The 22916-nt window shown below is 62.9% G+C and carries 23 protein-coding genes; 10 read left to right on the forward strand and 13 right to left on the reverse strand.

All coding sequences use genetic code 11. From position 1 onward, the window contains the following. Positions 1-132 precede the first annotated feature (132 nt). The 3 genes from ACFX5Q_RS17255 (at position 133) to ACFX5Q_RS17265 (ending at position 3163) form a co-directional block, all read left to right on the forward strand. Entirely contained in the window at positions 133-1500 is a 1368-nt protein-coding gene (locus ACFX5Q_RS17255) for an Nramp family divalent metal transporter (RefSeq protein ID WP_404279873.1), read from the forward strand. A gap of 54 nt (positions 1501-1554) precedes the next feature. Beyond that, complete coding sequence (locus ACFX5Q_RS17260; RefSeq protein WP_404279876.1) at positions 1555-2391, forward strand: protein-L-isoaspartate O-methyltransferase; 837 nt, start codon at positions 1555-1557, stop codon at positions 2389-2391. A 121-nt stretch (positions 2392-2512) separates the two neighbouring features. Further along, on the forward strand, positions 2513-3163 hold the full coding sequence (locus tag ACFX5Q_RS17265) for a dihydrofolate reductase family protein (protein ID WP_404279878.1): 651 nt from the start codon (positions 2513-2515) through the stop codon (positions 3161-3163). A 45-nt stretch (positions 3164-3208) separates the two neighbouring features. On the opposite strand, the gene ACFX5Q_RS17270 is transcribed toward ACFX5Q_RS17265, so the two are convergent. Further along, positions 3209-4078: a LysR family transcriptional regulator gene (locus tag ACFX5Q_RS17270; protein WP_404279880.1), complete on the reverse strand. Its 870-nt coding sequence runs from the start codon at positions 4076-4078 to the stop codon at positions 3209-3211. A 96-nt stretch (positions 4079-4174) separates the two neighbouring features. Between ACFX5Q_RS17270 and ACFX5Q_RS17275 the strand changes: the two genes are divergently transcribed. Next, positions 4175-4774 carry a LysE family translocator gene (locus ACFX5Q_RS17275; RefSeq protein ID WP_404279882.1) on the forward strand — a complete coding sequence of 200 codons (600 nt, stop codon included), beginning with the start codon at positions 4175-4177 and terminating at the stop codon, positions 4772-4774. A 19-nt stretch (positions 4775-4793) separates the two neighbouring features. Here ACFX5Q_RS17275 and ACFX5Q_RS17280 read toward each other — a convergent pair whose 3' ends face one another. After that, entirely contained in the window at positions 4794-5588 is a 795-nt protein-coding gene (locus ACFX5Q_RS17280) for an SDR family NAD(P)-dependent oxidoreductase (RefSeq protein WP_404279884.1), read from the reverse strand. A gap of 180 nt (positions 5589-5768) precedes the next feature. Here ACFX5Q_RS17280 and ACFX5Q_RS17285 point away from each other — a divergent pair, with 180 nt between their 5' ends. After that, on the forward strand, positions 5769-6224 hold the full coding sequence (locus ACFX5Q_RS17285; protein ID WP_404279888.1) for a MarR family winged helix-turn-helix transcriptional regulator: 456 nt from the start codon (positions 5769-5771) through the stop codon (positions 6222-6224). Between the two features lie 23 nt (positions 6225-6247). Here ACFX5Q_RS17285 and ACFX5Q_RS17290 read toward each other — a convergent pair whose 3' ends face one another. Then, positions 6248-7426, reverse strand: a complete 1179-nt coding sequence (locus ACFX5Q_RS17290; protein ID WP_404279890.1) for an MFS transporter — start codon at positions 7424-7426, stop codon at positions 6248-6250. Positions 7427-7643: 217 nt separating this feature from the next. On the opposite strand from ACFX5Q_RS17290, the gene ACFX5Q_RS17295 reads away from it, so the two are divergent. The 4 genes from ACFX5Q_RS17295 to carB all read left to right on the forward strand — a co-directional run bounded on the left by ACFX5Q_RS17295 (position 7644) and on the right by carB (position 13701). Next, entirely contained in the window at positions 7644-8003 is a 360-nt protein-coding gene (locus tag ACFX5Q_RS17295) for an ArsR/SmtB family transcription factor (RefSeq protein WP_404279892.1), read from the forward strand. A 97-nt stretch (positions 8004-8100) separates the two neighbouring features. Then, positions 8101-8859: a metallophosphoesterase family protein gene (locus tag ACFX5Q_RS17300; protein ID WP_404279895.1), complete on the forward strand. Its 759-nt coding sequence runs from the start codon at positions 8101-8103 to the stop codon at positions 8857-8859. Between the two features lie 174 nt (positions 8860-9033). Continuing rightward, on the forward strand, positions 9034-9831 hold the full coding sequence (locus ACFX5Q_RS17305) for an SH3 domain-containing protein (RefSeq protein ID WP_404279897.1): 798 nt from the start codon (positions 9034-9036) through the stop codon (positions 9829-9831). A 366-nt stretch (positions 9832-10197) separates the two neighbouring features. Then, positions 10198-13701 (forward strand): carbamoyl-phosphate synthase large subunit, encoded by a 3504-nt coding sequence (carB, locus tag ACFX5Q_RS17310; protein WP_404279900.1) that lies wholly within the window; start codon positions 10198-10200, stop codon positions 13699-13701. Between the two features lie 144 nt (positions 13702-13845). Here the strand turns inward: carB and ACFX5Q_RS17315 are convergent, their stop codons facing one another. The 5 genes from ACFX5Q_RS17315 to ACFX5Q_RS17335 form a co-directional block, all read right to left on the reverse strand. Continuing rightward, entirely contained in the window at positions 13846-15210 is a 1365-nt protein-coding gene (locus ACFX5Q_RS17315; RefSeq protein WP_404279979.1) for a caspase family protein, read from the reverse strand. After that, on the reverse strand, positions 15156-15356 hold the full coding sequence (locus tag ACFX5Q_RS17320; protein ID WP_404279902.1) for a hypothetical protein: 201 nt from the start codon (positions 15354-15356) through the stop codon (positions 15156-15158). Before ACFX5Q_RS17320 ends, ACFX5Q_RS17315 begins: the two co-directional genes overlap by 55 nt. A gap of 195 nt (positions 15357-15551) precedes the next feature. Beyond that, on the reverse strand, positions 15552-15944 hold the full coding sequence (locus ACFX5Q_RS17325; RefSeq protein ID WP_404279905.1) for a Rid family hydrolase: 393 nt from the start codon (positions 15942-15944) through the stop codon (positions 15552-15554). A gap of 72 nt (positions 15945-16016) precedes the next feature. Then, the gene (locus ACFX5Q_RS17330) at positions 16017-16484 is read right to left on the reverse strand and encodes a hypothetical protein (RefSeq protein WP_404279908.1); all 468 of its coding nucleotides are present in this window, start codon (positions 16482-16484) and stop codon (positions 16017-16019) included. Beyond that, a complete protein-coding gene (locus tag ACFX5Q_RS17335; protein ID WP_404279910.1) occupies positions 16485-16874 on the reverse strand; it encodes a DUF6152 family protein in 390 nt (129 codons plus the stop codon). Positions 16875-17152: 278 nt separating this feature from the next. On the opposite strand from ACFX5Q_RS17335, the gene ACFX5Q_RS17340 reads away from it, so the two are divergent. Beyond that, on the forward strand, positions 17153-17473 hold the full coding sequence (locus tag ACFX5Q_RS17340) for a DUF1476 domain-containing protein (protein WP_404279913.1): 321 nt from the start codon (positions 17153-17155) through the stop codon (positions 17471-17473). Positions 17474-17480: 7 nt separating this feature from the next. Here ACFX5Q_RS17340 and ACFX5Q_RS17345 read toward each other — a convergent pair whose 3' ends face one another. From ACFX5Q_RS17345 to ACFX5Q_RS17365, 5 genes are all read right to left on the reverse strand, one after another. Further along, positions 17481-17945 (reverse strand): cupin domain-containing protein, encoded by a 465-nt coding sequence (locus ACFX5Q_RS17345; RefSeq protein ID WP_404279916.1) that lies wholly within the window; start codon positions 17943-17945, stop codon positions 17481-17483. A 283-nt stretch (positions 17946-18228) separates the two neighbouring features. Continuing rightward, on the reverse strand, positions 18229-18972 hold the full coding sequence (locus tag ACFX5Q_RS17350; RefSeq protein ID WP_404279982.1) for a DUF899 family protein: 744 nt from the start codon (positions 18970-18972) through the stop codon (positions 18229-18231). A gap of 566 nt (positions 18973-19538) precedes the next feature. Then, positions 19539-21125 carry a heme peroxidase family protein gene (locus ACFX5Q_RS17355; protein ID WP_404279918.1) on the reverse strand — a complete coding sequence of 529 codons (1587 nt, stop codon included), beginning with the start codon at positions 21123-21125 and terminating at the stop codon, positions 19539-19541. A gap of 270 nt (positions 21126-21395) precedes the next feature. Continuing rightward, positions 21396-21884: a GNAT family N-acetyltransferase gene (locus ACFX5Q_RS17360; protein ID WP_404279920.1), complete on the reverse strand. Its 489-nt coding sequence runs from the start codon at positions 21882-21884 to the stop codon at positions 21396-21398. A 5-nt stretch (positions 21885-21889) separates the two neighbouring features. Next, the gene (locus tag ACFX5Q_RS17365; protein ID WP_404279922.1) at positions 21890-22795 is read right to left on the reverse strand and encodes a transglycosylase SLT domain-containing protein; all 906 of its coding nucleotides are present in this window, start codon (positions 22793-22795) and stop codon (positions 21890-21892) included. Between the last annotated feature and the right edge of the window lie 121 nt (positions 22796-22916).

Raw genomic sequence — 22916 nt, forward strand, 5'->3', positions numbered from 1 at the left:
GTTTGCGGTTATCCGTCCGGGGCATCAATCGGCACATCACAAAAGCATGATCAATGAAATATAGCATATTGCATAATGTTGAGCCTCGACATAGGTAGGAAGCACAGCCATCCATTCAAGCGGACCCCCTCCATGTCAGACGCCGAAGCCACCGTAGAACCCCGATCCGCGTGGCGATTTGCCAGGCCGGACGAAGACGACCAGCCCAGCCTCCGCGAGGTCAACGCCTCGATCGCCGTGCCGCAGTCCGGCTTCTGGCTGCGCCGGCTGTTCGCCTTCATGGGACCGGGCTACATGGTTTCGGTCGGCTACATGGACCCCGGCAACTGGGCGACCGATCTCGCCGGCGGCGCCCAGTTCGGCTACACGCTGCTCTTCATCATCATGCTGTCGAACCTGATGGCGATCCTGCTGCAGGCGCTTTCCGCCAGGCTCGGCATCGCCACCGGCCGCGATCTTGCCCAGGCCTGCCGCGCCTATTATCCGCGCCCAGTCAATTTCCTGCTCTGGATCGCCTGTGAACTGGCCATCATTGCCTGCGACCTCGCCGAGGTCATCGGCACGGCGATCGCCCTGCAGCTTCTGTTCGGCATTCCGCTGATCGGCGGCGCCATCATCACCGCGCTCGACGCCTTCCTGCTGCTTCTCTTGATGAACAAGGGCTTCCGTTTCCTCGAAGCCTTCATCATTGCCCTGTTGATCATCATCTTCGGCTGCTTCGCCATCCAGATCTTTGCCGCCGCACCGCCGGTCGGCTCGATCCTGCATTCGATGTTCGTGCCGTCGTCCGCAATCGTCACCAATCCGGAGATGCTCTACATCGCCATCGGCATCATCGGCGCCACCGTGATGCCGCATAACCTCTATCTGCACTCCTCGATCGTGCAGACCCGCGCCTATGAGCGCACCGAAAAAGGCAAGCGCGACGCCATCAAATGGGCGACCATGGACTCGACCATCGCGCTCATCCTGGCGCTGTTCGTCAACGCCTCCATCCTGATCGTGGCCGCGGTGGCCTTCCACAACACAGGCCACCAGGACGTTGCCGAGATCGGCCAGGCGTTCGAACTTCTGTCGCCGCTGCTTGGCCTCGGTATTGCCTCGATCCTATTTGCGGTGGCGCTGCTGGCCTCCGGTCTCAATTCGACGGTCACGGCAACGCTTGCCGGCCAGATCGTCATGGAAGGGTTCCTGCGCCTGCGCATCCCGCAATGGGCACGCCGCCTCTTGACGCGCGGCATCGCCATCATCCCGGTGGTGGTGGTGACAGCACTCTACGGCGAAAAGGGAACCGGCCAGCTCCTGGTTCTCAGCCAGGTGATCCTGTCGATGCAGCTGCCCTTCGCGGTGGTGCCGCTGGTGCAGTTCGTGTCCGACAAGAAGAAGATGGGCAACCTCGCCATCCCCCGCAGTGTCGCCGCCCTTGCCTGGGTGGTCGCCGCCGTCATCCTGGTGCTCAACTTCAAGCTGCTCTACGACACCGTCGTCGGCTTCGGCTGAGTTTCTTCCTACCATCGCGACAAAGCTGCGGCCTGCGCTATCTTCTGCAGCGCCATGAACAGGATCGAGGACGCCAGGAGATTCTACGCACGGCTGATGGCGGCCCATGCCGCATCGGCGGATCCGCGTCTCGAGGAGGTGATCGCCGCGGTGCCGCGCGAGGCCTTTCTCGGTCCCGGGCCATGGACCATCATTGCCGGCAACGGCAAGGTCGAGACGCCGAGCGCCGATCCGGTTCACATCTACCAGAACGTGCTGGTGGTGCTCGACGCCGACAAGGGCATCAACAACGGTGAACCGTTCCTGCACGCCATGTGGATCGGCAGGATCGCGCCAAAGCCTGGCGAGGCCGTCACCCATATCGGCGCCGGCACCGGCTACTACACCGCCATCTTGGCGAAGCTTGTGGCACCCGGCACCGTCACCGCCATCGAGCTGGATCCCGGCCTCGCCGCCCGGGCGAAGAAAAACCTCGAACCCTATGGCAATGTTTCGGTTGTCCACGACAACGCCGTCGAAAGCGAACTCCCGCCTTCCGATATCATCTATGTCAATGCCGGTGTCATGGCGCCGCCTTCTTGCTGGCTGAAGGCGCTAAAGCCCGGCGGTCGCTTGATCTTCCCGTGGCGTCCGGCCGATCGCGTTGGCCTGGCAATGGTGGTGACCCGCACCGCGCAGGGTTTGGCCTGCGATCCGTTCATGGGCTCATGGTTCATCCCTTGCGTCGGCGCCTCGCTCGCCGGCCCGGCGGCGAAAATCCCCGACCGCCAACAGGCCGCGAGCAGCCGCTCGATCTGGCTGACGGCCGACAAGAAGCCGGACCGCACGGCCACTGCCATCATCGGTGATATCTGGTTCTCGTCGCGGGCCCTTGGCAGGCGGCGGCGATGAGCACCGCTCAGCTATTGGGCCACGGAAATTTATCCGTCGCGTGTCGGACGGCTGTCTGTCCGCCCGTCCTTAGGTCGAAATCCGGCCCTGACGGCGCGGATCATCGAAAGGGAGAAGACCAATGAGAAAGATCATCGCCGCTACATTCGTCAGCCTCGACGGCGTCATGCAGGCGCCAGGCGGTCCGGAAGAGGATCCGGTCGGCGGCTTCAAGTTCGGCGGCTGGACCTTTCATTACTTTGACGAGGTGGCGGGCGCGGCAATGGATGAAATGTTCTCCAAGCCCTTCGCCCTGCTGCTCGGCCGCAGAACCTACGACATCTTCGCCGCGTACTGGCCGTATCAGAAAGATTCGATCGCAGATGCCTTCAACCCTGCGACCAAGTATGTGGCGACGCATCGGCCGGATACCCTGACCTGGCAGAACACGAAATCGCTTGGGCCTGATATCGTCGCGACGTTGCGCCGCCTCAAGCAGGAAGATGGACCTGACCTGCTTATCCAGGGATCGGGCAATCTGATCCAGACCCTGCTCGCCAACGGGCTGATCGACGAGATCCGGCTGATGATCTTCCCGCTGTTGCTGGGCAAGGGCAAGCGGCTGTTCGGCGATGACGCGATGCCGGCCGCCTTCAAGCTTACCAAGTCGCAGACTTCCAGCACCGGCGTCATCATGGCCACCTATGAGCGCGGCGGCGAGATCAAGACCGGGTCGTTTGCCACGGAGAAGCCTTCGGAAGCCGAGCTCGAACGGCGCAAGAACTGGAAGTAATCCGAGGTGAAATTCGGGCGGCCGGATAATCGGCCGCCCCACCTCTCACGCCGCCTGCTGCCGCCGCGCCAACCCGTCGCGGATATGAGCCGCAAACTCTCGTGCAGCGGGTTCGATGCCATGCTTGGGCAGGTGCAAATTGATCGCAAAATTCGGCAAGGCCGGCAGCTCGGCATCGGAAGGCAAAATCTCGAGATCCGCCGGCACTGTCGAGGCGAGCCAGGTGGTGACGGCGAGGTCGGAACGCACCGTCGCCGTCGTCGCGTCGATGTTGCCGTTCTCGAACACGGTGCGCCATTCCAGCCCATGTTCGTAGAGTGCTGAAATCACCGCCGGGCGGAAAGCGCAGGTGTCGGCAACCATCGACACCGGCAAGGGGCGCTTTTGGCGGGCGACGCCACCTCTGGCGCCGACCCAGACCAGCCGGTCGATGAGCAGGCATTCGCCGGCGGACGGGCCGACCTGCTCTTCGATGACGGCGAGATCGATCGTCCCGGCTGCGAGCGCCGCGGCGAGCTCAGGCGAGGAGGCGCAGAGCAGCGATATCTCGATCTGCGGATATGTCCCGGCATAGGCCTTCAACACCGGAGCAAGCAGCGTGCCGACAAGGTCATAGGGCACGCCGAGTCGCACTTGCCCGGTTACCGCATTGCCTGCCATCTCGGTCCAGATCTCGTCATTGAGCGACAGCAGCCGCATGCCCTTGCCGAGCAGCCGTTCGCCGGTGCGGGTGAGTTTTAGACCGCGCCGGTCGCGTTCGAACAGGCTGGAGCCCAAAATATCCTCCAGCCGCTTGATCTGCTGGCTGACGGCGCCTTGCGTCAGATGCAGTGCATTCGCCGCCGCCGTCATGCTGGCCTTGTCGGCGACGGTGACGAAGGTGCGGATCAGGGCGGTGTCGAGATTACGGATCATGCTTTGTATTATGAATGCTAATGCAATCCATGGCAAACATTGCATTTACTGATGCCGGGCAATCTCTAGAAATGCTGGTTCCACGCAGGAAACAGCATGCTCGAGACCGTCCTTCCCCTTATCCTGTTCGCGCTGGTCTCCACCTCGACGCCGGGCATTGCCACGACCTTGTCGACGGCCTCAGGCGCGCAGTTCGGCTTTCGCCGTTCCATTCCGCTGATGGCCGGCAGTGCCGCCGGCCTGGCTTCGGTGGCTGCCGCCGGTGCCGCCGGGCTTGCCGGCCTGCTCGCCGCCGTGCCGTCGCTGCAACTGGCGATGAAGATCGCGGGATCGGCCTACCTTGTCTGGCTTGCCTTCAAGATCGGTCGCAGCGGCCCGCCCAATCTCGATGTGTCGATGGCAAAGCCGAACAGCTTCTTTGGAGGTGCCAGCGTGCAATGGATGAACCCAAAGGGCTGGGCCATGGGGCTGGGCGCTGCCGCCTCGTTCGCAGCGCTGGCCGACGGCCCGCTGCAGCTCGCGCTGCTGCTCGGCGCTGTCTTCGGCCTGGCGGCGGCGCTGTCGCTTTCGCTGTGGTGCGTGGCCGGCACGCTGCTTGCGCGGCTGCTCAAGACAGAGCGGCAATGGCGGGCGCTCAACATCCTGCTTGGCCTGGTGCTCGCCACCTCGATCGTGCCGATGTGGCGGCCGGCCTGAGACCGGCCGCCTTAGTGTTTTAAGCCACGTAACGCGCCGCCGGCTTGCCGGCGATCAGGCTGACGTAAAAACTATCCCTGGCGCCGATATACGCATCGAGCTTGGCCGGATCGGCGAGCCCCGGCGCAGTCACCGTCTCGCCCTGGGCAAAGCCGGCAAGCGCCGCATCGACCAGATCGTCAACGGTCATCACCCAGTCCTGGTTGAGAGAGTTGAGATCGGCGCCGGCCAATTCCCAGAAGTCGGTGCGGATCGGCCCGGGCAGCACGACCTGGACCTTCACCCCGGTGTCGGCAACCTCGCGCTGCAGCGCCTCGGTGAAATTGACGACATAGGCCTTGGTGCCACTGTAGATGCCGCCGATTGCGGTGCCATAGGCGGCCACCGAGGCAATGTTGACGATGGCGCCGCGGTTGCGTGCGAGCAGCCCTGGAAGCACCGCGCGTGTGAGCCTGGTCAACGCCACGACATTGACCTTGATCATACGCTCGGTCGCATCGGCTTCGGCGTCTGCCACGATCTGCTGGCCGCCAAGGCCGGCATTGTTGACGAGCAGCGTCACGCTCTCATCGGTGGCGATCGCCTGCTCGACCCGGCGGACATCGCCATCATCGGAGAGATCGGCGCCGATCACCTTGACCTTGCGGCCATAGGCGTAGCCCAGTCTGTCCGCCAGTTCCTGCAGCCGGTCGGCGCGGCGCGCCACCAGTACCAGGTCGTAGCCCTGTGCGGCCAGCCGATCCGCATAGACGGCGCCGATGCCCGACGAAGCGCCGGTGATGACGGCCGTGCCCTTATTGTCCTTCGTGCTCATTGTCCTGTTCCTTTTTGCTGCCAAGCGGGACGAACCCGATGGCGTTCGCCCGCGTCAGATTTCAATTAATGGCATATGCCACTTTCGTGAAATAGGCATATGCCACTATCTTGTCAACGGCGGCGACAAAAACTATTCCTGCGGCAGGCCGGCGGATCCATTCGCCGCCAAGGAGCCGTCATGACCAAAGCCGCCCTGCCGGGACTTACCCTTTGCAACAACGCCACGCTGCGGCGCGCCGGGCGCAAGCTTGGCCGGTTCTATGACGATGTGTTGGCGCCTTCGGGCCTGAAGGGCACGCAATACGGCCTGCTCTATCAGATCCATATCGGCACTGAGCCGGCGATGGGCGCCATAGCCGAGGCGCTGATCATGGACCTGTCGGCGCTCGGCCACACGCTGAAGCCACTGATCCGTGACGGTTATGTCGAGACCTTCGCCGACAAGGACGACCGCCGCGTCAAGCGCGTGCGGCTGACGCCGCAGGGCGGGCTCAAGCTCGATGAGGCGACCAAGCTGTGGACCATCGCGCAGCAACGTTTCGAGGCCATGGTCGGCAAGGACCAGGCGGCGAAGCTGCGCGCGGCGCTCGATGAGATCGCCGCGCTGGATTTCGATATGCCGACGGCCAGATAAGCGGCCGGCGACTTTGTAAAAGACTACTCCGCCGGAACCGCGACCGGCCGCGCCAGCATCCGCCCGGCCAACACGACGCCGAGCCCGATCAACGGGAACGCCGCGGCGATCAGGCCGAGATCGGCCGGCGCGCCGTAGCGCAGCACGGCACCGCCGACCACCGCGCCCAGCGCCACGCCGAGATAGAGCGCCGAGGCATTGAGCGACAGCACGATCGGAGCAGCATCGGGCGCCAGCTTGATGATGCGGCTGGCCTGCGCCGGCGGGAAGGCCCAGCCGACAATGCCCCACGGCACCATCATCGCCATCAGCGCCGGCCCGGCAATATGGTGCGGCAGGAAGGTCGGGATGACCGACAGCATGACCAGCATGGCCGCGCTCAGAGCCAGCGACCAGCCGACGGTGCGCGTCGCGCCGAAACGGTCCGCCGCTTGCCCACCGGCGATGTTGCCGATGACGGCGCCGACGCCGAAGGCGAGCAGCATGCCGGGCAGCGCCAGCGCGCTCAAGCCACCGCCCTCGATGGCCAGAGGCGCGACATAGGAAAAGACGGTGAAGGCTCCGATCAGTGCCAACATCGTCGTCAGCAGGATCGGCATCACGCCGGGACGCAACGCGGCCGCCAGCCGGCGCTTCAGCGGCAGCCTGGTGCCGACGATGCCGCGCGGCAGCCGGTACCACAGGATGGCGCCGGCCAGCGCACCAAGTCCGGCTATGGCAAAGAAGGTGCCGCGCCAGCCGGCGACGGTCGCGACGAGCGCGCCGAGCGGCGCACCGAGGGCAACTGCCACCGTGGTGCCGCCGACGACGACGGCAATGGCGCGCGCCCGGTGATGGTCGTCGACCAGCGCCACCGCCGTGCCTTGCGCGGTCGCGGCGAACAGGCCCGACGACAGCGCCATGATGATGCGGGCGATCAGCAGCAATTCGAAGGACGAGCTCAGCGCCGCCACCAGATTGCCGACCACGAAGAACACCAGCGTCCACAGGATGACGCGGCGCCGGTCCCATTCGCCGGTCAGCGTCGCCAGGATCGGCGTGCCGACCGCATAGGCCAGCGCGAAGGCGGTGATCAGCGTGCCGGCGAGCGGAATGGAGATACCGGCGTCGCTGGCGATGTCGGGCAGAAGGCTGGAGATGACGAAGCCTTCGGTCGAGATCGTGAACGATCCGAGCGCAAGCCAGAAGAGGCGCTTGTCCATGGCGGGTGTCCTTAGTTCAAAAGTTATTGAACAATTGGATATAACAGGGCATGATGTCAATGAAGCCACGGAAAAATAGCTGAAGCCTGCTGACAGCCCTGTGTCAGGACAAGCGGTGGATTCGATAAGCTCTTTGCACCCGCCATGGGACGCCGTGTGCAACCACTGACGGAGGAGACGCGTTGAAATCGGCACCATTTGAGCCTAATTCTGCGGCATGACGCTACCCCACCCCAACGCTGACCAGATCAGCCTGCCGATCGTGCTCGCTGTGCTCGGCGACCCGACCAGGCTCGCCATCGTCCGCTATCTCGCCAGCAAGGAGGGCGTGGCGCTGAACTGCAGCCAGTTCCTCGATCTCGGTTCCAAGACCAATCTCAGCTACCATCTGGCCAAGCTGCGCGAGGCCGGCGTCACCCGCGCCGAGGTGGTCGGCACCAACCGGATGATCACGCTGCGCCGCGCCGATCTCGACGCCCGCTTCCCCGGCCTGCTCGACAGCGTCATTGCCGCGGCCGGCGAGGACAAGGCACTGCCCGCGGTCGGCGGCCACGACGAGATCGAAATCCAGGCTTGAGGCCGTTTCCCCGCCCCCGCGCAGCGGGGAAGAGGAACCCAAGTTCTGCAAGGTCCACCCTTCCCGACCAGTCATTCGTAAACCCACGGAGCTCCCCATGCGCATCGCCGTCCTCGCCGACATCCACGGCAATGTCCTGGCACTGGATGCCGTGCTCGACGATCTCGAACGCCGCGGTGGTGCTGATCTCACCGTGAATCTCGGCGACTGCGTCTCCGGCCCGCTGTGGCCGCGCGAGACCATGGAAAAGCTGGGGGCGCTCGACCTGCCGACGGTGCGCGGCAACCACGACCGCCGCGTTGCCGTCGACCCGGCCGACGACACAATGTGGCCCTCCGACCGCTATGCGCAGGAGCGGCTGACGGCGGCGCAGCGCGAGGCGCTGCTTGCCTTGCCCTTCACGCTGGAGATCGTGCCCGGCGTCATCGCCTTCCACGCCCGGCCGGACCATGACGAGAAATACCTTGCCGACGCGATTACCGACGGCCAGCTGGTGCGCGCGCCGCTCGCCACCATAAGGCGAAGGCTGAAGCCGATCGATCCCGCCTGCCGCATCGTGCTCTGCGGCCACAGCCACCGCAGCGAGCTGCTCCGCGTTCCCGGCGGCCCGGTCATCTTCAATCCGGGCAGTGTCGGTTGCCCGGCCTATGACGATTCGACCCCACCGGCGCATGTCTCCGAGCAGGGCTCGCCGCATGCGCGCTACGGCATTGTCGAGCTGGATGTGCCCGGCCGTCCCGACCGTTTCGAGGCGTTTGCCGTCGACTACGACCATGAGGCTGCGGCGCGGCAAGCCGAGCAGGCCGGAAGGCCGGAATGGGCGCATGCGCTCAGGACAGGGTTCATGTCAGGCTGAACCTACTGGTTCATGCCTCAAGACTGAACGCAGAATGCGTTCATACCCCCGCTGAATAAGCAGCAGCATCTTTTCGGGATGACATGGCATCGCGTCGTCCCTTATAAAACGCTCCGGCAAGCGGCGACGACTTCTGAGTCGAGCCGCGCTCTAACGCACGCCCACGGCCAGGTGATGAGGCGCACGATTACGCTCCCGAAGACGCTGTACCTCGTGATTGCGGCTCCGTTTCTGCTGGCGGCACTGCCGGTCAGGGCCGAAGCGCCTGCACCTGTCGTTTCCTATGTCAGCGGTCTCGCTCCCGACGATCTCCTCAACATCCGCGCCGCGCCGTCGGCGATCGGCAAGACGGAGGCGCGCCTGCCGGTCGGCGCACCCCTCAAGAACTTCGGCTGCGCCGACGTCAACGGCAATCCGTGGTGCAAGGTCGAAGAGGTCGACAACCCGCAAGTTCGCGGATGGGCTCCGGCGCGCTACCTCAACCCGGCCAGCGTGGTGGTGCTGACGGAAGCGGATATGGCATTTTCCGCCCAACCGAACTCTGCGGCCGCGACGCCGCCGCCCGACCTGACAGCGCGCCTGGGTGCGGACGAGATGACCGATCCCGAAGGCACGCCGAAATCCGCCGAGGCTATCGGCAGGACCGCCATGCAGGATGCCTATGGCCTGGCATTCGCGACCGTTGAAACCGCCTCGACTGGAGGGGCACCCACCGAAATCCCCTGCGCGCGCCATGTCGGCCAGCCAATGACCCGCTGCGAGACAAGCGTCGCGCATACGGGTGGCGACAGCGCGGTGACCGTGACATGGCCGGATGGCGGCACGCGCATCATCAGCTTTCACGGCGGCCTGCCGACCGGCTCGGACTCGTCAGACGAGTTCCGCTTCACCCGCGAGGGCAGCCTCAACATGATCCGTATCGGCACTTCCGAGCGCTTCGAGATCACCGACGTGGTAGCGACCGGAGGTTAGGTAGATTCTCCGCGGAGGGCGGCGGGACAGCGCCCCCCTCTGGCCTGCCGGCCATCTCCCCCACACGGGGGGAGATCGGCAGCTTCAGCGCCTCCGCCTTTCTTCACCGACCAAAACTGGCGAAGGCGGTCGCGACGTCCAATCTCCCCCCAGTGGGGGAGATGTCCGGCAGGACAGAGGGGGGCGCGAAGGAACGAGGCGCTTGTTGGGGGCAGCCCCTACAAACCCGCATTTTCGGGGTTACATCAATCAAAACTCTTCCCTATAAGGCCCTCCTAGCCTGATACCAGAATCGCAAGCACAACCGGCCGGGTCTTCCCGCCCGGTTTTTCGTGCAAGCCGCTCGCCCAACGGAACGCCTCGCCCATGCCAAGACGCACCGACATCAAGTCGATCCTGATCATCGGGGCCGGCCCCATCGTCATCGGCCAGGCCTGCGAGTTCGACTATTCCGGCACCCAGGCCTGCAAGGCGCTGAAGGAAGAGGGTTTCAGGGTCATCCTGGTCAATTCCAACCCGGCCACCATCATGACCGACCCGGAACTGGCCGACGCCACCTATATCGAGCCGATCACCCCGGAAGTGGTGGCCAAGATCATCGCCAAGGAGCGGCCCGACGCGCTGCTGCCGACCATGGGCGGCCAGACCGCGCTCAACACCGCACTGTCGCTGCGCCGCATGGGCGTGCTCGAGCGTTACAATGTCGAGATGATCGGCGCCGATGCGCATGCCATCGACAAGGCCGAGGACCGCGCGCTGTTTCGCGAGGCGATGAGCAAGATCGGCCTTGAAACGCCGAAGTCCATGCTGGCCAACGCCACCGACGTCAAGAACGCCGACCGCAAGACGCATGAGGCCGAGCGCGCGGCACTCAAGGCCGAGAAGCCCGAGAACCTCGACGCCGCGCTCGATGCGCTGGAGACCCGCTGGAACCTCGGCGAAGGCGACCGCAAGCAGCGCTACATCAGTCACGCCATGGCGATCGCCGCCCAGGCGCTCGACCATGTCGGCCTGCCCGCCATCATCCGCCCCTCCTTCACCATGGGCGGCACCGGCGGCGGCATCGCCTACAATCGCGCCGAATTCTACGAGATCGTCCAGTCCGGCCTCGACGCCTCGCCGACCACCGAAGTGCTGATCGAGGAAAGCGTGCTCGGCTGGAAGGAGTATGAGATGGAGGTCGTCCGCGACAAGGCGGACAATTGCATCATCGTCTGCTCGATCGAGAACATCGACCCGATGGGCGTGCACACGGGCGATTCCATCACCGTCGCCCCTGCCCTCACCTTGACCGACAAAGAATACCAGATGATGCGCAACGCCTCGATCGCGGTGCTGCGCGAGATCGGCGTCGAGACCGGCGGCTCCAACGTGCAGTTCGCCGTCAACCCGGCCGACGGCCGCCTGGTGGTGATCGAGATGAACCCGCGCGTCTCGCGCTCGTCCGCTTTGGCCTCCAAGGCGACCGGTTTCCCGATCGCCAAGATCGCGGCAAAGCTCGCCGTCGGCTATACGCTGGACGAGCTGGAGAACGACATCACCGGCGGCGCGACCCCGGCCTCCTTCGAGCCGTCGATCGATTACGTGGTGACCAAAATCCCGCGCTTTGCCTTCGAGAAATTCCCCGGCGCCGAGCCGGTGCTGACCACCGCCATGAAGTCGGTCGGCGAAGTCATGGCCATCGGCCGCACCTTTCAGGAATCGCTGCAGAAGGCGCTGCGTGGTCTCGAAACCGGCCTCACCGGTCTCGACGAGATCGAAATCCCCGGCCTTGGCCATGGGACCGCGCCCGCCAGCCATGTCGATGACCGCAACGCCATTCGCGCAGCACTCGGCACGCCGACGCCCGACCGGCTGCGCATGGTGGCGCAGGCGATCCGCATGGGCACCTCGCTGGAAGACGTGCACGCCATGTGCAAGATCGACCCGTGGTTCCTCGAGCAGATCGCCGGCATCCTCGCCATGGAAGAGCGCATCCGCGAGCACGGCATCCCGGAGGACGCCGCCAACCTGCGCATGCTGAAGGCGATGGGCTTCTCTGACGCCCGCCTCGCGTCGCTGACGAAGACCGACGCCGAAGTGATTCAGAAGGTTCGCGAAAGGCTCGACGTTCATCCGGTCTACAAGCGCATCGACACTTGCGCCGCCGAATTCGCCTCGCCCACCGCCTACATGTACTCGACCTATGAAGTGCCGTTCGCCGGCGCTTTAGCCAACGAGGCAAAAGTCTCGTCGCGCAAGAAAGTCGTCATCCTCGGCGGCGGTCCGAACCGCATCGGCCAGGGCATCGAGTTCGACTATTGCTGCTGCCATGCCGCTTTCGCGCTGCGCGACGCCGGCTATGAAGCGATCATGATCAACTGCAACCCGGAGACCGTGTCGACCGACTACGACACCTCCGACCGCCTCTATTTCGATCCGCTGACGGCCGAAGACGTGCTGGAGATCCTGCGTGCCGAACAGGCGTCGGGCGAGCTGGTCGGCGTCATCGTCCAGTTCGGCGGCCAGACGCCGCTGAAGCTGGCGGACGCGCTGGAGAAGGCCGGCATCCCGATCCTCGGCACCTCGCCCGACATGATCGATCTGGCCGAGGACCGCGACCGCTTCCAGAAGCTGCTGCACAAGCTGAACCTCACCCAGCCGAAGAACGGCATCGCCTATTCGGTCGAGCAGGCCCGCCTCGTCGCCGGCGAACTCGGCTTCCCGCTCGTGGTGCGCCCCTCCTATGTGCTCGGCGGCCGCGCCATGCAGATCATCCATGACGAGGGCATGCTGCAGACCTACCTGCTCGACACCGTGCCCGGCCTGGTGCCGGAGGACATCAAGCAGAAATATCCCAACGACAAGACCGGCCAGATCAACACGCTCTTGGGCAAGAACCCGTTGCTGTTCGACACCTATCTGTCGGGCGCCATCGAGGTCGATGTCGACTGCCTCTGCGACGGCAAGGCGACCTTCGTCTCCGGCATTTTGGAGCATATCGAGGAGGCCGGCATCCATTCGGGCGACAGTGCCTGCTCGCTGCCGGTGCATTCGCTGCCTTCGGACCTGGTGGATGAGCTGGAGCGCCAGACGGCGGCCCTTGCCCGCGCGCTCAATGTCGGCGGCCTGATGAACGTGCAGTACGCGATCAAGGACGGCACGGTCTATGTGCTGGAGGTCAACCCTCGCGCGTCGCGCACCGTGCCCTTCGTCGCCAAGACCATCGGCCGTCCCATCGCCAAGATCGCCGCCCGCATCATGGCCGGCGAGACACTGGAAGACGCCTTCGCCCATTACGGCCCGATGCCCGATCCGCGCAATCCCGGCCACATCGCGGTCAAGGAAGCGGTGTTTCCCTTCGCCCGCTTCCCCGGCGTCGACATCTTGCTCGGACCGGAAATGCGCTCGACCGGCGAGGTCATGGGCCTCGACCGCGACTTCGCGTTGGCCTTCGCCAAGAGCCAGCTCGGCGCCGGCGTCGACCTGCCCCGCTCCGGCACGCTGTTCGTCTCGGTGCGCGACGAGGACAAGAAGGGCATATTGCCGGCGGTCAAGCGCCTCGCCGGCCAGGGTTTTAAAGTGATGGCCACATCAGGCACCGCCCGCTTCCTCGCCGAGAACGGCGTCGTCGCCGAAAAGATCAACAAGGTGCTTGAGGGACGCCCGCACATTGAGGACGCCATCCGCAACCGCCAGGTCCAGATCGTCTTCAACACCACGGACGGTCAGAAGGCGGTGTCGGACTCGAAGTCACTGCGCCGGGCGACGCTGATGCAGAAGGTGCCGTATTACACGACGCTGTCGGGCGCGGCTGCGGTGGCCGAGGCCATTGCGGCGCTGAAGGCGGGGAGCCTGGAGGTCAGGCCGCTGCAGGAGTATTTTGCTTGAGGCGGTTTAACTCCTCGTCTCGTTCGTTGGGGAGCAATACCCATTCCTAGCCGTCACTATCTCGATTTCGCACCAAGCGCTTCTGTGAAACAAATCTCACAACCTTAAACCTTGACCTCTACAAAAATGAAATCGCATAGCCATTCAATCCCCCAATGGGTTCGCGGCGCTGTCTGTCAAATCAACATCTATATCAAGAAATTCCTTTCCAATTGCACTTAAAATATATTCGCCGAACTCCTTTAACTTTTCTCGAAAATAACCTCCCACATCCTTCTCATTCTCAAGGAAAACCTCGCCTACAAACCATTTCGTTTTACTGCTATCCTTATACTTCCCGAACCCCTCCTCGATCGACTCAACAGTTCGAGAAAAACAAACCGCCTTTGTTCTGGAAAAAATGGGAACGAAATAGAACGTGTACCTCTTCAGCGACGCATATTTTGGCTCAAGATTCACTATCATCCCGACATAGCTAAATTCCTCGGTCTGAGAAAATCCTGTAACGAACCACTCACTAAATATCTTCGTCGTATACAGTGCGTCGTCATCTTTATTTGGAAATAGGCTACTTAAGTTTGAAAGAGAGAAACCTGCTCCCCCTTTCAAAACTCTTCGAGATACCTGCCTATATTCTCCAGTAGCTTTAGCAAACAGAGACGGAGACGACTTATCCTTGTTAAGCCAATTTCCAATCACTTCTGCGTCCGGAAAGTCAAGCGAATTAGACGAAGTGGAAGGAGTAGCCTCAAACAACTCTACCACGCTTTTTCCGAGAACCGCTTCGACTTTAATTCCCTTAATACCATCAAGAGATCTCTGAATATAGGCTTTGTCTTTATATGACTCAGCAGCATTCTTCACGGCCTGCAATAAACTCAGGACATGCGCCTGAGGCGCACCTTGCACTCCGCTCGCTTCGGGACTCTTTTGATCTGCCATATAAGAATCTATTACCGTGCGTATCGATTCTGGAATATCCATAAAAACATCAGTAAAGTCGGCTTGTATTGCGAACAGCGGTTTTTGTCTGGCATTCCCACTAAAATCGTCAGAAATATAATCTACAACATCTTTGTACCTTATAGTGCGGGCGTCATGTTTACAGACCGCTTGCAGGAAACTTTTTGTAAAATAACTTAACTGCGTATCAGCATATGAACCTTGGTCATTCTGAGTAGAAAACATAAAGTAGCAAGTTTTGAAATTATCCTTTGTCGATTTGACGTATTCACCAACGTTATCGGCATCCTTTATGTAACCAACGCCAGAGTTGCAAGCGTCAACAATTTTGATTGTCTTTTCTGGCTTTAGAGACCTGAAAAGATTGTCCAGCTCCGAGTTTTCCAATGACGTCTGTCTTAATTTGTTGCTATTATAATCGCTCAGTATGTAGTAAAATTCACTACCATCATAATGGCCATGCCCAGAAAAATAGAAGAAAAGTTCATCTACTATATTACATTTATAAATTCCGCCAAACGCTCTTTTGTTGGAGCACTCTTTAATTCTTCAGAAATTGCCAGACAATCTTCGAATTTTTGCGAAGAATCTATTAATTTTTTGACTGCCTCTGAATCGTTTAAACAGGCAGGCAGATTGCTGACGGCATTGCCGCTATAATCACTGACGCCAACTATGACCGCTATATTCATCTCACCTCACCCCCCAAGTCTTTCAATTCTCGGTCACCCTGTTCGAGAACTGCCAATCTCTCGTTCGGATAGACGTCTGCGCTAGCTTAGTCCTATTCGCCCGTGCCGCGCAATGAAGGTCAGAGCATCGGACAATAAGTTGCAGAGCATCGAGGCCCGACTAATCGCCTTCTCTTTCGCAGGGGAAGGAACAGATCACGCCACCGCCACGCACTCGATCTCGATATCGAACTCCATCGGCCATGACGCCACCGGCACGAAACTCCGCGCCGGCGGGTTCGTCGAAAAGTACTTGGCATAGACCCGATTGATGGCGGTGTAGAAGCCGGAATTGACGGCGTAGATGCGCACCATCACCACGTTGTCCAGCGAGGTGCCCGCCGCTTCCAGGCAATGTTTCAGCGCCTTCAGTGACGCATCGGTCTGCGTTTCGATGTCGCCGCGCACCATCTCGCCGGTCACCATGTCCACCGGCGGCGTCGCCGAGATGAACACGAAGCCGTTGGCCTTCACCGCCGTCGAGCACGGCAGGCCGAGCGCCCGCACCTTGTCCGACATCACCGGCACCTCGATGACTTCCTTCTTCATGGCAATCCTCCCTTTGTTTGCAGGGAGCTTATCCGCCCACCTTGGGAAGGCCAGTGCCGGCGCTCACTTTGGTCAGAGAAAACCGATGAACCGCCCGGCGAAAAGCACCGAAGTCCACAGCACCATCGAGAGCACGGCCAGGATGGTTGTAGTCCCGCCGGCCGGTACGTCGCCGCCTGTTGTGTGGCTGAGGCGCATGAAGGCGAAAAAATTGAGGCCGGCGAGCAGGATGAGGGTTATCTTGGCGAGGAAAATCGGCATCGCCGCATAGGTGCTGGCCTTGACCGAAAACAGCAGCGAGCCGGTGACCAAAGCGCCGGCGAACGCGCTCAATGCTATGCGGCGCAGCAGCGCGACGAACGCCGCGTAGGGCAGCGCGCGGAAGGCGCCGCAGACCCGCAAGTCCATGAGCATGACGCTGATCAGCAGCGCGCCGATCGCCATGATGTGGAGCGCATTGACGATCGGATAGGCGATGAAGGAGGCCTTCAGTCCCCGCACGAAGGCGAGCTGCTCGATGCCGGCGAGGAACTCGGCCATTTACGCCGGTGGCACGCGGTCGGGATAGACATCGTACGTCTTGCCGCCGACGATGACGCGGACCGCCTTCATGCGCTTTTCGGTCTCGTCGAGCGAGCGGTTGCCGATCGCGGTCACCTCGTCGCCGACCTTGGCGACCTCCTCGGTAAAGCCGGCGGCGATCGTGCGGGATGGCGGCGCCATCTCCACCCGCCAGGCCTCACCCTCCGCGTCGACATCCAGCGTGGCATGCGGATTGCCGATATAGATGGCCGTGATCTTGCCCCTGAGTTCGAAGAACCCGTCCGCCGTCCACGACCAGCCATGATGGGCATAGGCCGCGGTGCCGGCGGCAAGCATCACCGCCGCTGTCAGCGCGACGCTGCGTATCTGGTTGAAAGGTGACTGCATCGCTCGTCTCCTCGGTTCATCCAGCAGGCATTCGAGAGTAGGTCACGGCACGCCAACGTCAACTCACATCGGAACGAATGCCTCTGGCATTGTGAGAATTTGCAACGGATCCGATCAGGATCGGTGCGGTGCCGTTCATCCAGGCGCCGGCTCGATCACCGCCATGAACGATCCGGCCTTGCTAATGACATCCATGCGCGCCACTCTCGCCCCACCTGGCCGCTCTTCCCCCAGACATCGGGTTAAGGTCGGTCTCACATCTCTGAACGAGGCAAACCATGAGCAGCATGAGAGACCGTCAGGAAGGCTTCGAAAAGAAGTTTGCGATGGACGAGGAAACGAAGTTCAAGGCCATGGCGCGCCGCAACAAGCTGCTCGGCCTGTGGGCCGCCGAAAAGCTCGGCAAATCCGGTGAGGATGCCGACGCCTATGCGAAGGAGGTCGTGCGTTCGGACTTCGAAGAGGCTGGCGACGACGACGTGTTCCGCAAGGTGCGCGCCGATTTCGACGCGGCGGGCGTCGCCCAGTCGGATTCTCAGATTCGCGCCGCCATGGCAGAACTGCTGGTGACCGCGGTCGAGCAGATCAGGACGATCTGAGCACCGCTTACCCCTGCCCCGGATACGGCGTGCCATCCTTGTGCAGGAAGCGGCCGTCGGAGTTCGGGCTCATCATGTCGATGTCGGAGCAGGTGGTGACATCGTCCGGATTGCGCGAGCCGACTTCGAGGTAACGAGCCGTGACTGACGACCGGTTGATCATGTGGTGTCCGTTGCCGCTGTTCCTGGCGAAGGTGGCGCAGTCGCCTGCCTTGAGCAGCGTCTCGCCGCCGTCCTCGACCAGCGTCAGTTCGCCTTCCAGCACATAGACGAACTCGTCCTCATGGCTGTGCCAGTGGCGCTGGCTGGACCAGCCGCCGGGCGGCAAGGTCATCAAATTGACGCCGAAATCGCTGAGACCACCCGCATCGCCGAGGCGCCGCCTGGTGCGGGTTGCGCAAGGCTCATCGAAAGGCGCCGGATAGGGCGAGCCCTTGCGGGCGGGCACGGCAGATAGGTCGATCTTGGGCATGAACTTCTCCCTTCGGTCGGTGCCGAAATTGTAGACGATGACTGCCGTCGAAGCGCCTTCCCTTCTCCCCTTGTGGGAGAAGGTGGCCGAGCGAAGCTCGGTCGGATGAGGGGTGCTCCAGCTTGGCGATACGCCTACTCACAACCGCCCATAAGCGCCGAAGATGGCGCAGAATTGTCACCGTCTCATTTCTTCCAACACCCCTCATCCGTCTCGGCGCTGCGCGCCGATCCACCTTCTCCCACAAGGGGAGAAGGCAAGGTCTTCGCTTCGCCCTACCCTCTCAATGACAGCACCCCTCGCCATACTGCAGCTGTTCATTCCAGTTCGGTCGGCCCGCCGGGGTAAAATCCATCAGGTTCCACAGGATCTCGCAGGTACCGATGGCGCGCGGGTCCTGGCCGGGTTCGGGCGGCGCGAAGCCGAGCTCCGACGACCAGAAATGCCTGACACCATCGCCGTCGCGGTGGAACACCGACAGCACCGGCAGTTGCGCGCCGTCTTCGGCCTCGGCCTGATAGTCGCGCTTGAAGCTGTTGCCGGCCGAGGAGATGAGCCGCATGTTCTTCCAGCCGCGGTCGCGGCCGAGCGTCAGCAGATTGTCGAGTGCGGTCCTGGCCACCACGACGAAGTTGAAGCCGGCGGCCTCGAGATGGCCGACGGCGCCGTCGAACTGGTCGAGCAGCGCGGTGCAGGACGGGCATGGCTGATCGACCCGGGCGAGCTTCGCCGTACCGCCGCTGGTCGCCACCTCGCGCGTCTCCTGCGGATGACGCGGGAACATCATGCTGTAGAGGATCAGCGTGTCCTTGCCGGGCGCAAACAGCTCCGACAGCTTTATCCGCGCCGGCTTGCCGTCCGGCCCAAGCCCGTCGAACACATAATCCCGCGGCACCAGCCCACCCTTGGGCAGCGCGCGCCGGGCGACCGCCACGTCCTCCATGGCGCGGCGCAACTCGATTTCCTTCTGCAGCAGTTTTTCGCGGGCGGCGCGGTATTCGCTGGATTCATTGGGAAAGCTGATCATCGTCATCTCCATCTCCTGACGACGCGCCCGTTGCCGGCGACGCGCCTTGCCTCTCAAGGACGCACGGCGCGGCACGGTTCCGACATTTTTGCGCGCCCGGAACGGCGATGAAATGCGATACCTTGCCGGGGTGCGAAGCTACGGCGCCGGCACCGGGCAGTTCAGCTCGCCTTCGGGGCAATTGAGATAGGTCTGGAAATCCTTCAGCCGGTCGTTGGTGCGGCCGCGCCTGGGCGATCGAGCTCAAGAAGAAGATCGGCAACGCGCCGGATATCTGAAGTGCAAGGGCGCATAAGCAAGCGGGCCCCGAACCCGCCCCGGGACCCGCCCTGGAGTGGCTGACACATGCCGGCGCAGCCGCCCCGATGCCTTGCAAGCCCTCGATCCCCCGATCGGCGCCCCGCGTGGCATGACGCAGGGGTAGCATCTGGGCGCGGCGGCCTATGTGAAGCAGTTCACAAAGCCGCTGCGAAGCCGGAGGATTCCACGCCAGGGCCGAAGATTCGTGCCCGCGGGCCGAAATCTCGTGCCCCGATTGAAACACAACCGGGGCACGAACACGCTGATCAGTCGCCGATCGGATTGAGCCCCTTGTCGGGGTTGGCCGGGTCGGCCGCCTTGGCGACGAACTTCAACAGGTCGGTCATGAAGAACGTGCCTGGCTTCGCCGCGGGCAGGTCTGGCTTCCAGCCCGGCTTGGACAGGAAGGACTCCTCGTCACCCTGGACGAGGCCGACAAAGACCTCGCCGACGATGCGCGCGCCCACCGGTCCGAGCCGCTCGCCGCCGCCCTTCACCTGCGCTTCCTTCAGTATGTAGTACCAGAGCGGCGTGTTGGTGTGGAAATTCAACGACTTGGCCACCGCACCGTCGGGTCCGGACGCGATCTCGTCCGGAGTGATCGGCGTGAAGGTGATCTTCTTGCGCATCTCCTTGGCCACCGCCTGGCCCGAAGGCAGGCCGAGGCGCACACCGCGCTTCAGGTTGCGGAAGGCGAGGCTCGCCTCCGGGCCGGTGGCGCCGGGCAGCTTGTGCAGGGCATCGGTCAGCAACGGGTCGATCTGGTGCGAGAAATTGAACTCGAACTGCGCGGTGTTGGCCGGTGGCGGCAGTTCGAAGAAGCGCCGCCAGTCGATCACCCAGTTGCTCGGCAAGGTGCCTTGACCAGGCACGCTGCTGGACAGACTGCCGGAAAGATTGCTGAAGCGGAAAAGGGTCGCGAGCCTGGCTTCCGCAATATGCGGAATGGGTGTCCTGAAAATGCGGTTGTGGCTGTATTTCTCGCGCACCATGGAGTGTCCGAGACGGTAGGCTGCGGCCGAGAACTCCCACGGCATGAACGGCTTGGTCTTGAAGCGGTAGAACTTGCGGCCCTCCTGCAGGATCTTCGCCACGAAGCCCTTCTCGGTCAGCCGCTCGACCCAGTCGTGCAGCACCAGCCATTGATAGTGCCAGCGCACGGTGCGCGCCGCGTCCTCGAACAGCTTGTCATCGGGCACCCCTTTGGCCTTCAGGTGATCGATCACCGCATTGTGGAATTTCAGGAACGCCAGGTGGATCTGCGCCACCAGCAGGTTCTCGTCATTGCGATGATCGCCGATCAGGGCGACGCCCTGCATGTTGCGCGGCAGATCGTTCGGCAGTTCGGGCACCTGCCCCACCCGGTCGCCGTTTTCTTGCGAAGCCTGCGCGGTGCCGATCAGCAGCTTCGGCGAATCCACCGCGCCACTGCCGCCAGGGGCTGGCTCGCGCGCGAACAGGAAGCGATGCGGACCGGGACCGGCGCCGTAGACGCAATCGAGGTCGAGGCTCGGCGAGCGGAAGTTCTTCACCATCCCCGGATCGGCCAGCGCAAGGCTGAGCGGCGTCATGTCGAGCGTGATGTCGTGATCGACGAATTGGCCGAGATAGGTGAACCCGGACGGGATCTTCTTGTTGTCGTGCGGATCGGGATTGGGCTGGTCGACCGGCGCCGGATCCTTCATGGCTTTTGCCAGCGTATCAAGGTCGGCATCGCTGGCGGTAAAGGCGGGCAAATTCTTGAACATGAAATCGAAGAAGCCAGCACCCAGCTTTCCGCCGGGCACGATGGCCGCCGCGGCGCCGGCCTTGGCCTTCTTGGCCCCGGGCGCGGCCGCCATCTTGGCGGCCATCGCGACCTGTTCAATCGCCTTTTCGGCGAACACTTGCCGGCTAACAAAGCCGTGCCCAATTCTCTTTCGAAGGTTTGGTCCTGCCATAGTCTCGTCCCTCCATTTTGAAATTCGACTATCCAAAATATTTGGTCAGATGCACTGCGTGACGAAAATCTATTAGCAGTTACTTTTTGCCGGACGCTGTGAAGCGGTTCACAAAGCCGCCATGCTTCCCACCACGAAGCGTCGCGATGACAAGACAGCGCCAAAATCTTGGTAAACGGGAACTTAACCTTCCCAGGCGACCGGTATCATGCCCAGCCGCTCGTAGAGCCTGACAGCGGCGGCATTCTCCACCGTGTTGGTCTTCAGGTCGACATGAGAGGCGCCCCGGTCGCGGAAGGCGAGGAAGGCGTGCCGCATCAACGCCTCGCCGATGCCCAGGCCGCGTGCCTCGGGATGGACGGCGAGGTCTTTCACGAAGGCCGTTGCCCAGCAAAGTGCGGCAGCCGCCAGCCGCCCCTTGCCGTCGATGACGAGGAAACACAAGGCCGGGTCGAACTCCGCATCATCGGAAATTCGTGGCCACCATTCCTCGAACGGCCCGTCGGCGCCATCATCGAAGACTTCCGTCAGCAGGGCGTGCAGCGGCACCGCATCGGGCGCCGCGAAGCCGCGCATGACAAAGCCTTCGGGCCAGCGCGGTGGCAGCAGCGTGTCGTCGAGGATCTTGCGCAGCCGGATGTCGTCTGGTGCCGGCGGACGCGGTTCAGGCATCGTGCTCAGGCATCGGGCGGCAAGCGCCGCCGCGTGCGGTCGGTGCCGAGGCCGGTCGCCTCGAGCAGGCCCTCGCGCTTGGCGTCGTAATAATAGCCGCTCTGGTAGAGTTGGTCGGCGCGCTTGGCATTGCCGCCCGACACCAGCCAGGCACCGCGCAGATACTTGACCGCGTATTTCAGATTGGTCTCGGCATCGAACAGGCCGGCTGCCGGCCCAAGATAGCCCATGCCGCGCGCCGTGGCGTGCTTGATCTGCATCAGCCCCCAATGGCCGCGATTATAGGCCTTCGGGTTGAAGGTGCTCTCGCGGTTGACGACATGGCGCACCAGGTCGACCGGCACCTGGTAGAGCGCGGAATATTTCTCGATCAGCCGCTCGATCTCGCCGCGGGGGCCTGTCGCGTGCTCGACCGGTGGGCCGGCCGGGGCAAGCAGGGCCGGGTTCTCAGGCACGACATAGGCGACCTGCTGGACGCCGGGCATAGCGGCTGTCTTGACCGTCTGTCCGGTGACCGGCATGGCCATCGCTGCCGTTGCATAAACAGGCGCCGGCTCGACCGAACCGGGGCTGGTCGGAGAGGTTCCGGCCATCACCGCGGGCTGGGCGGCCAGCGGCGTCGGCCCGGCAAAGGCTGCCGGCTGCGCCGGTGGTGGCAAGGGCTCTCCTGGCGTCGCTGCGACAGCATCGCCGGTCAGCGCCGCCGTCTGCACCGGGACCAGGCCGGACGATTCCGGCAGCACCGCTACCGTGTCGGGCAATGCCAGTGTCGGGCTGTCATCCTCGACGGCTGGGGTGGCGGCCGCGGCAAGCGCCGGCGCCACCTTCATCTGCGACGTCGAGGTGCAGCCGCTCAGGCCGGCCGCGGCGATGAGCACGCCGATCGCAGAAAAGATGAATTTTGCTGGCAAGCCGCGCACGGGTCCGGTTCATCGGGTTGTTAAGAAGTCCTTACACCAGCGCTTTTCCTCCGGCAATCCGGGCCAGCAGAAGGTTTTCGGGTGGTCGGAGCGACCGGGAACTGCCATATTG

This window comes from Mesorhizobium sp. IMUNJ 23033, from assembly GCF_044778005.1.
Lineage (GTDB): Bacteria > Pseudomonadota > Alphaproteobacteria > Rhizobiales > Rhizobiaceae > Mesorhizobium > Mesorhizobium amorphae_A.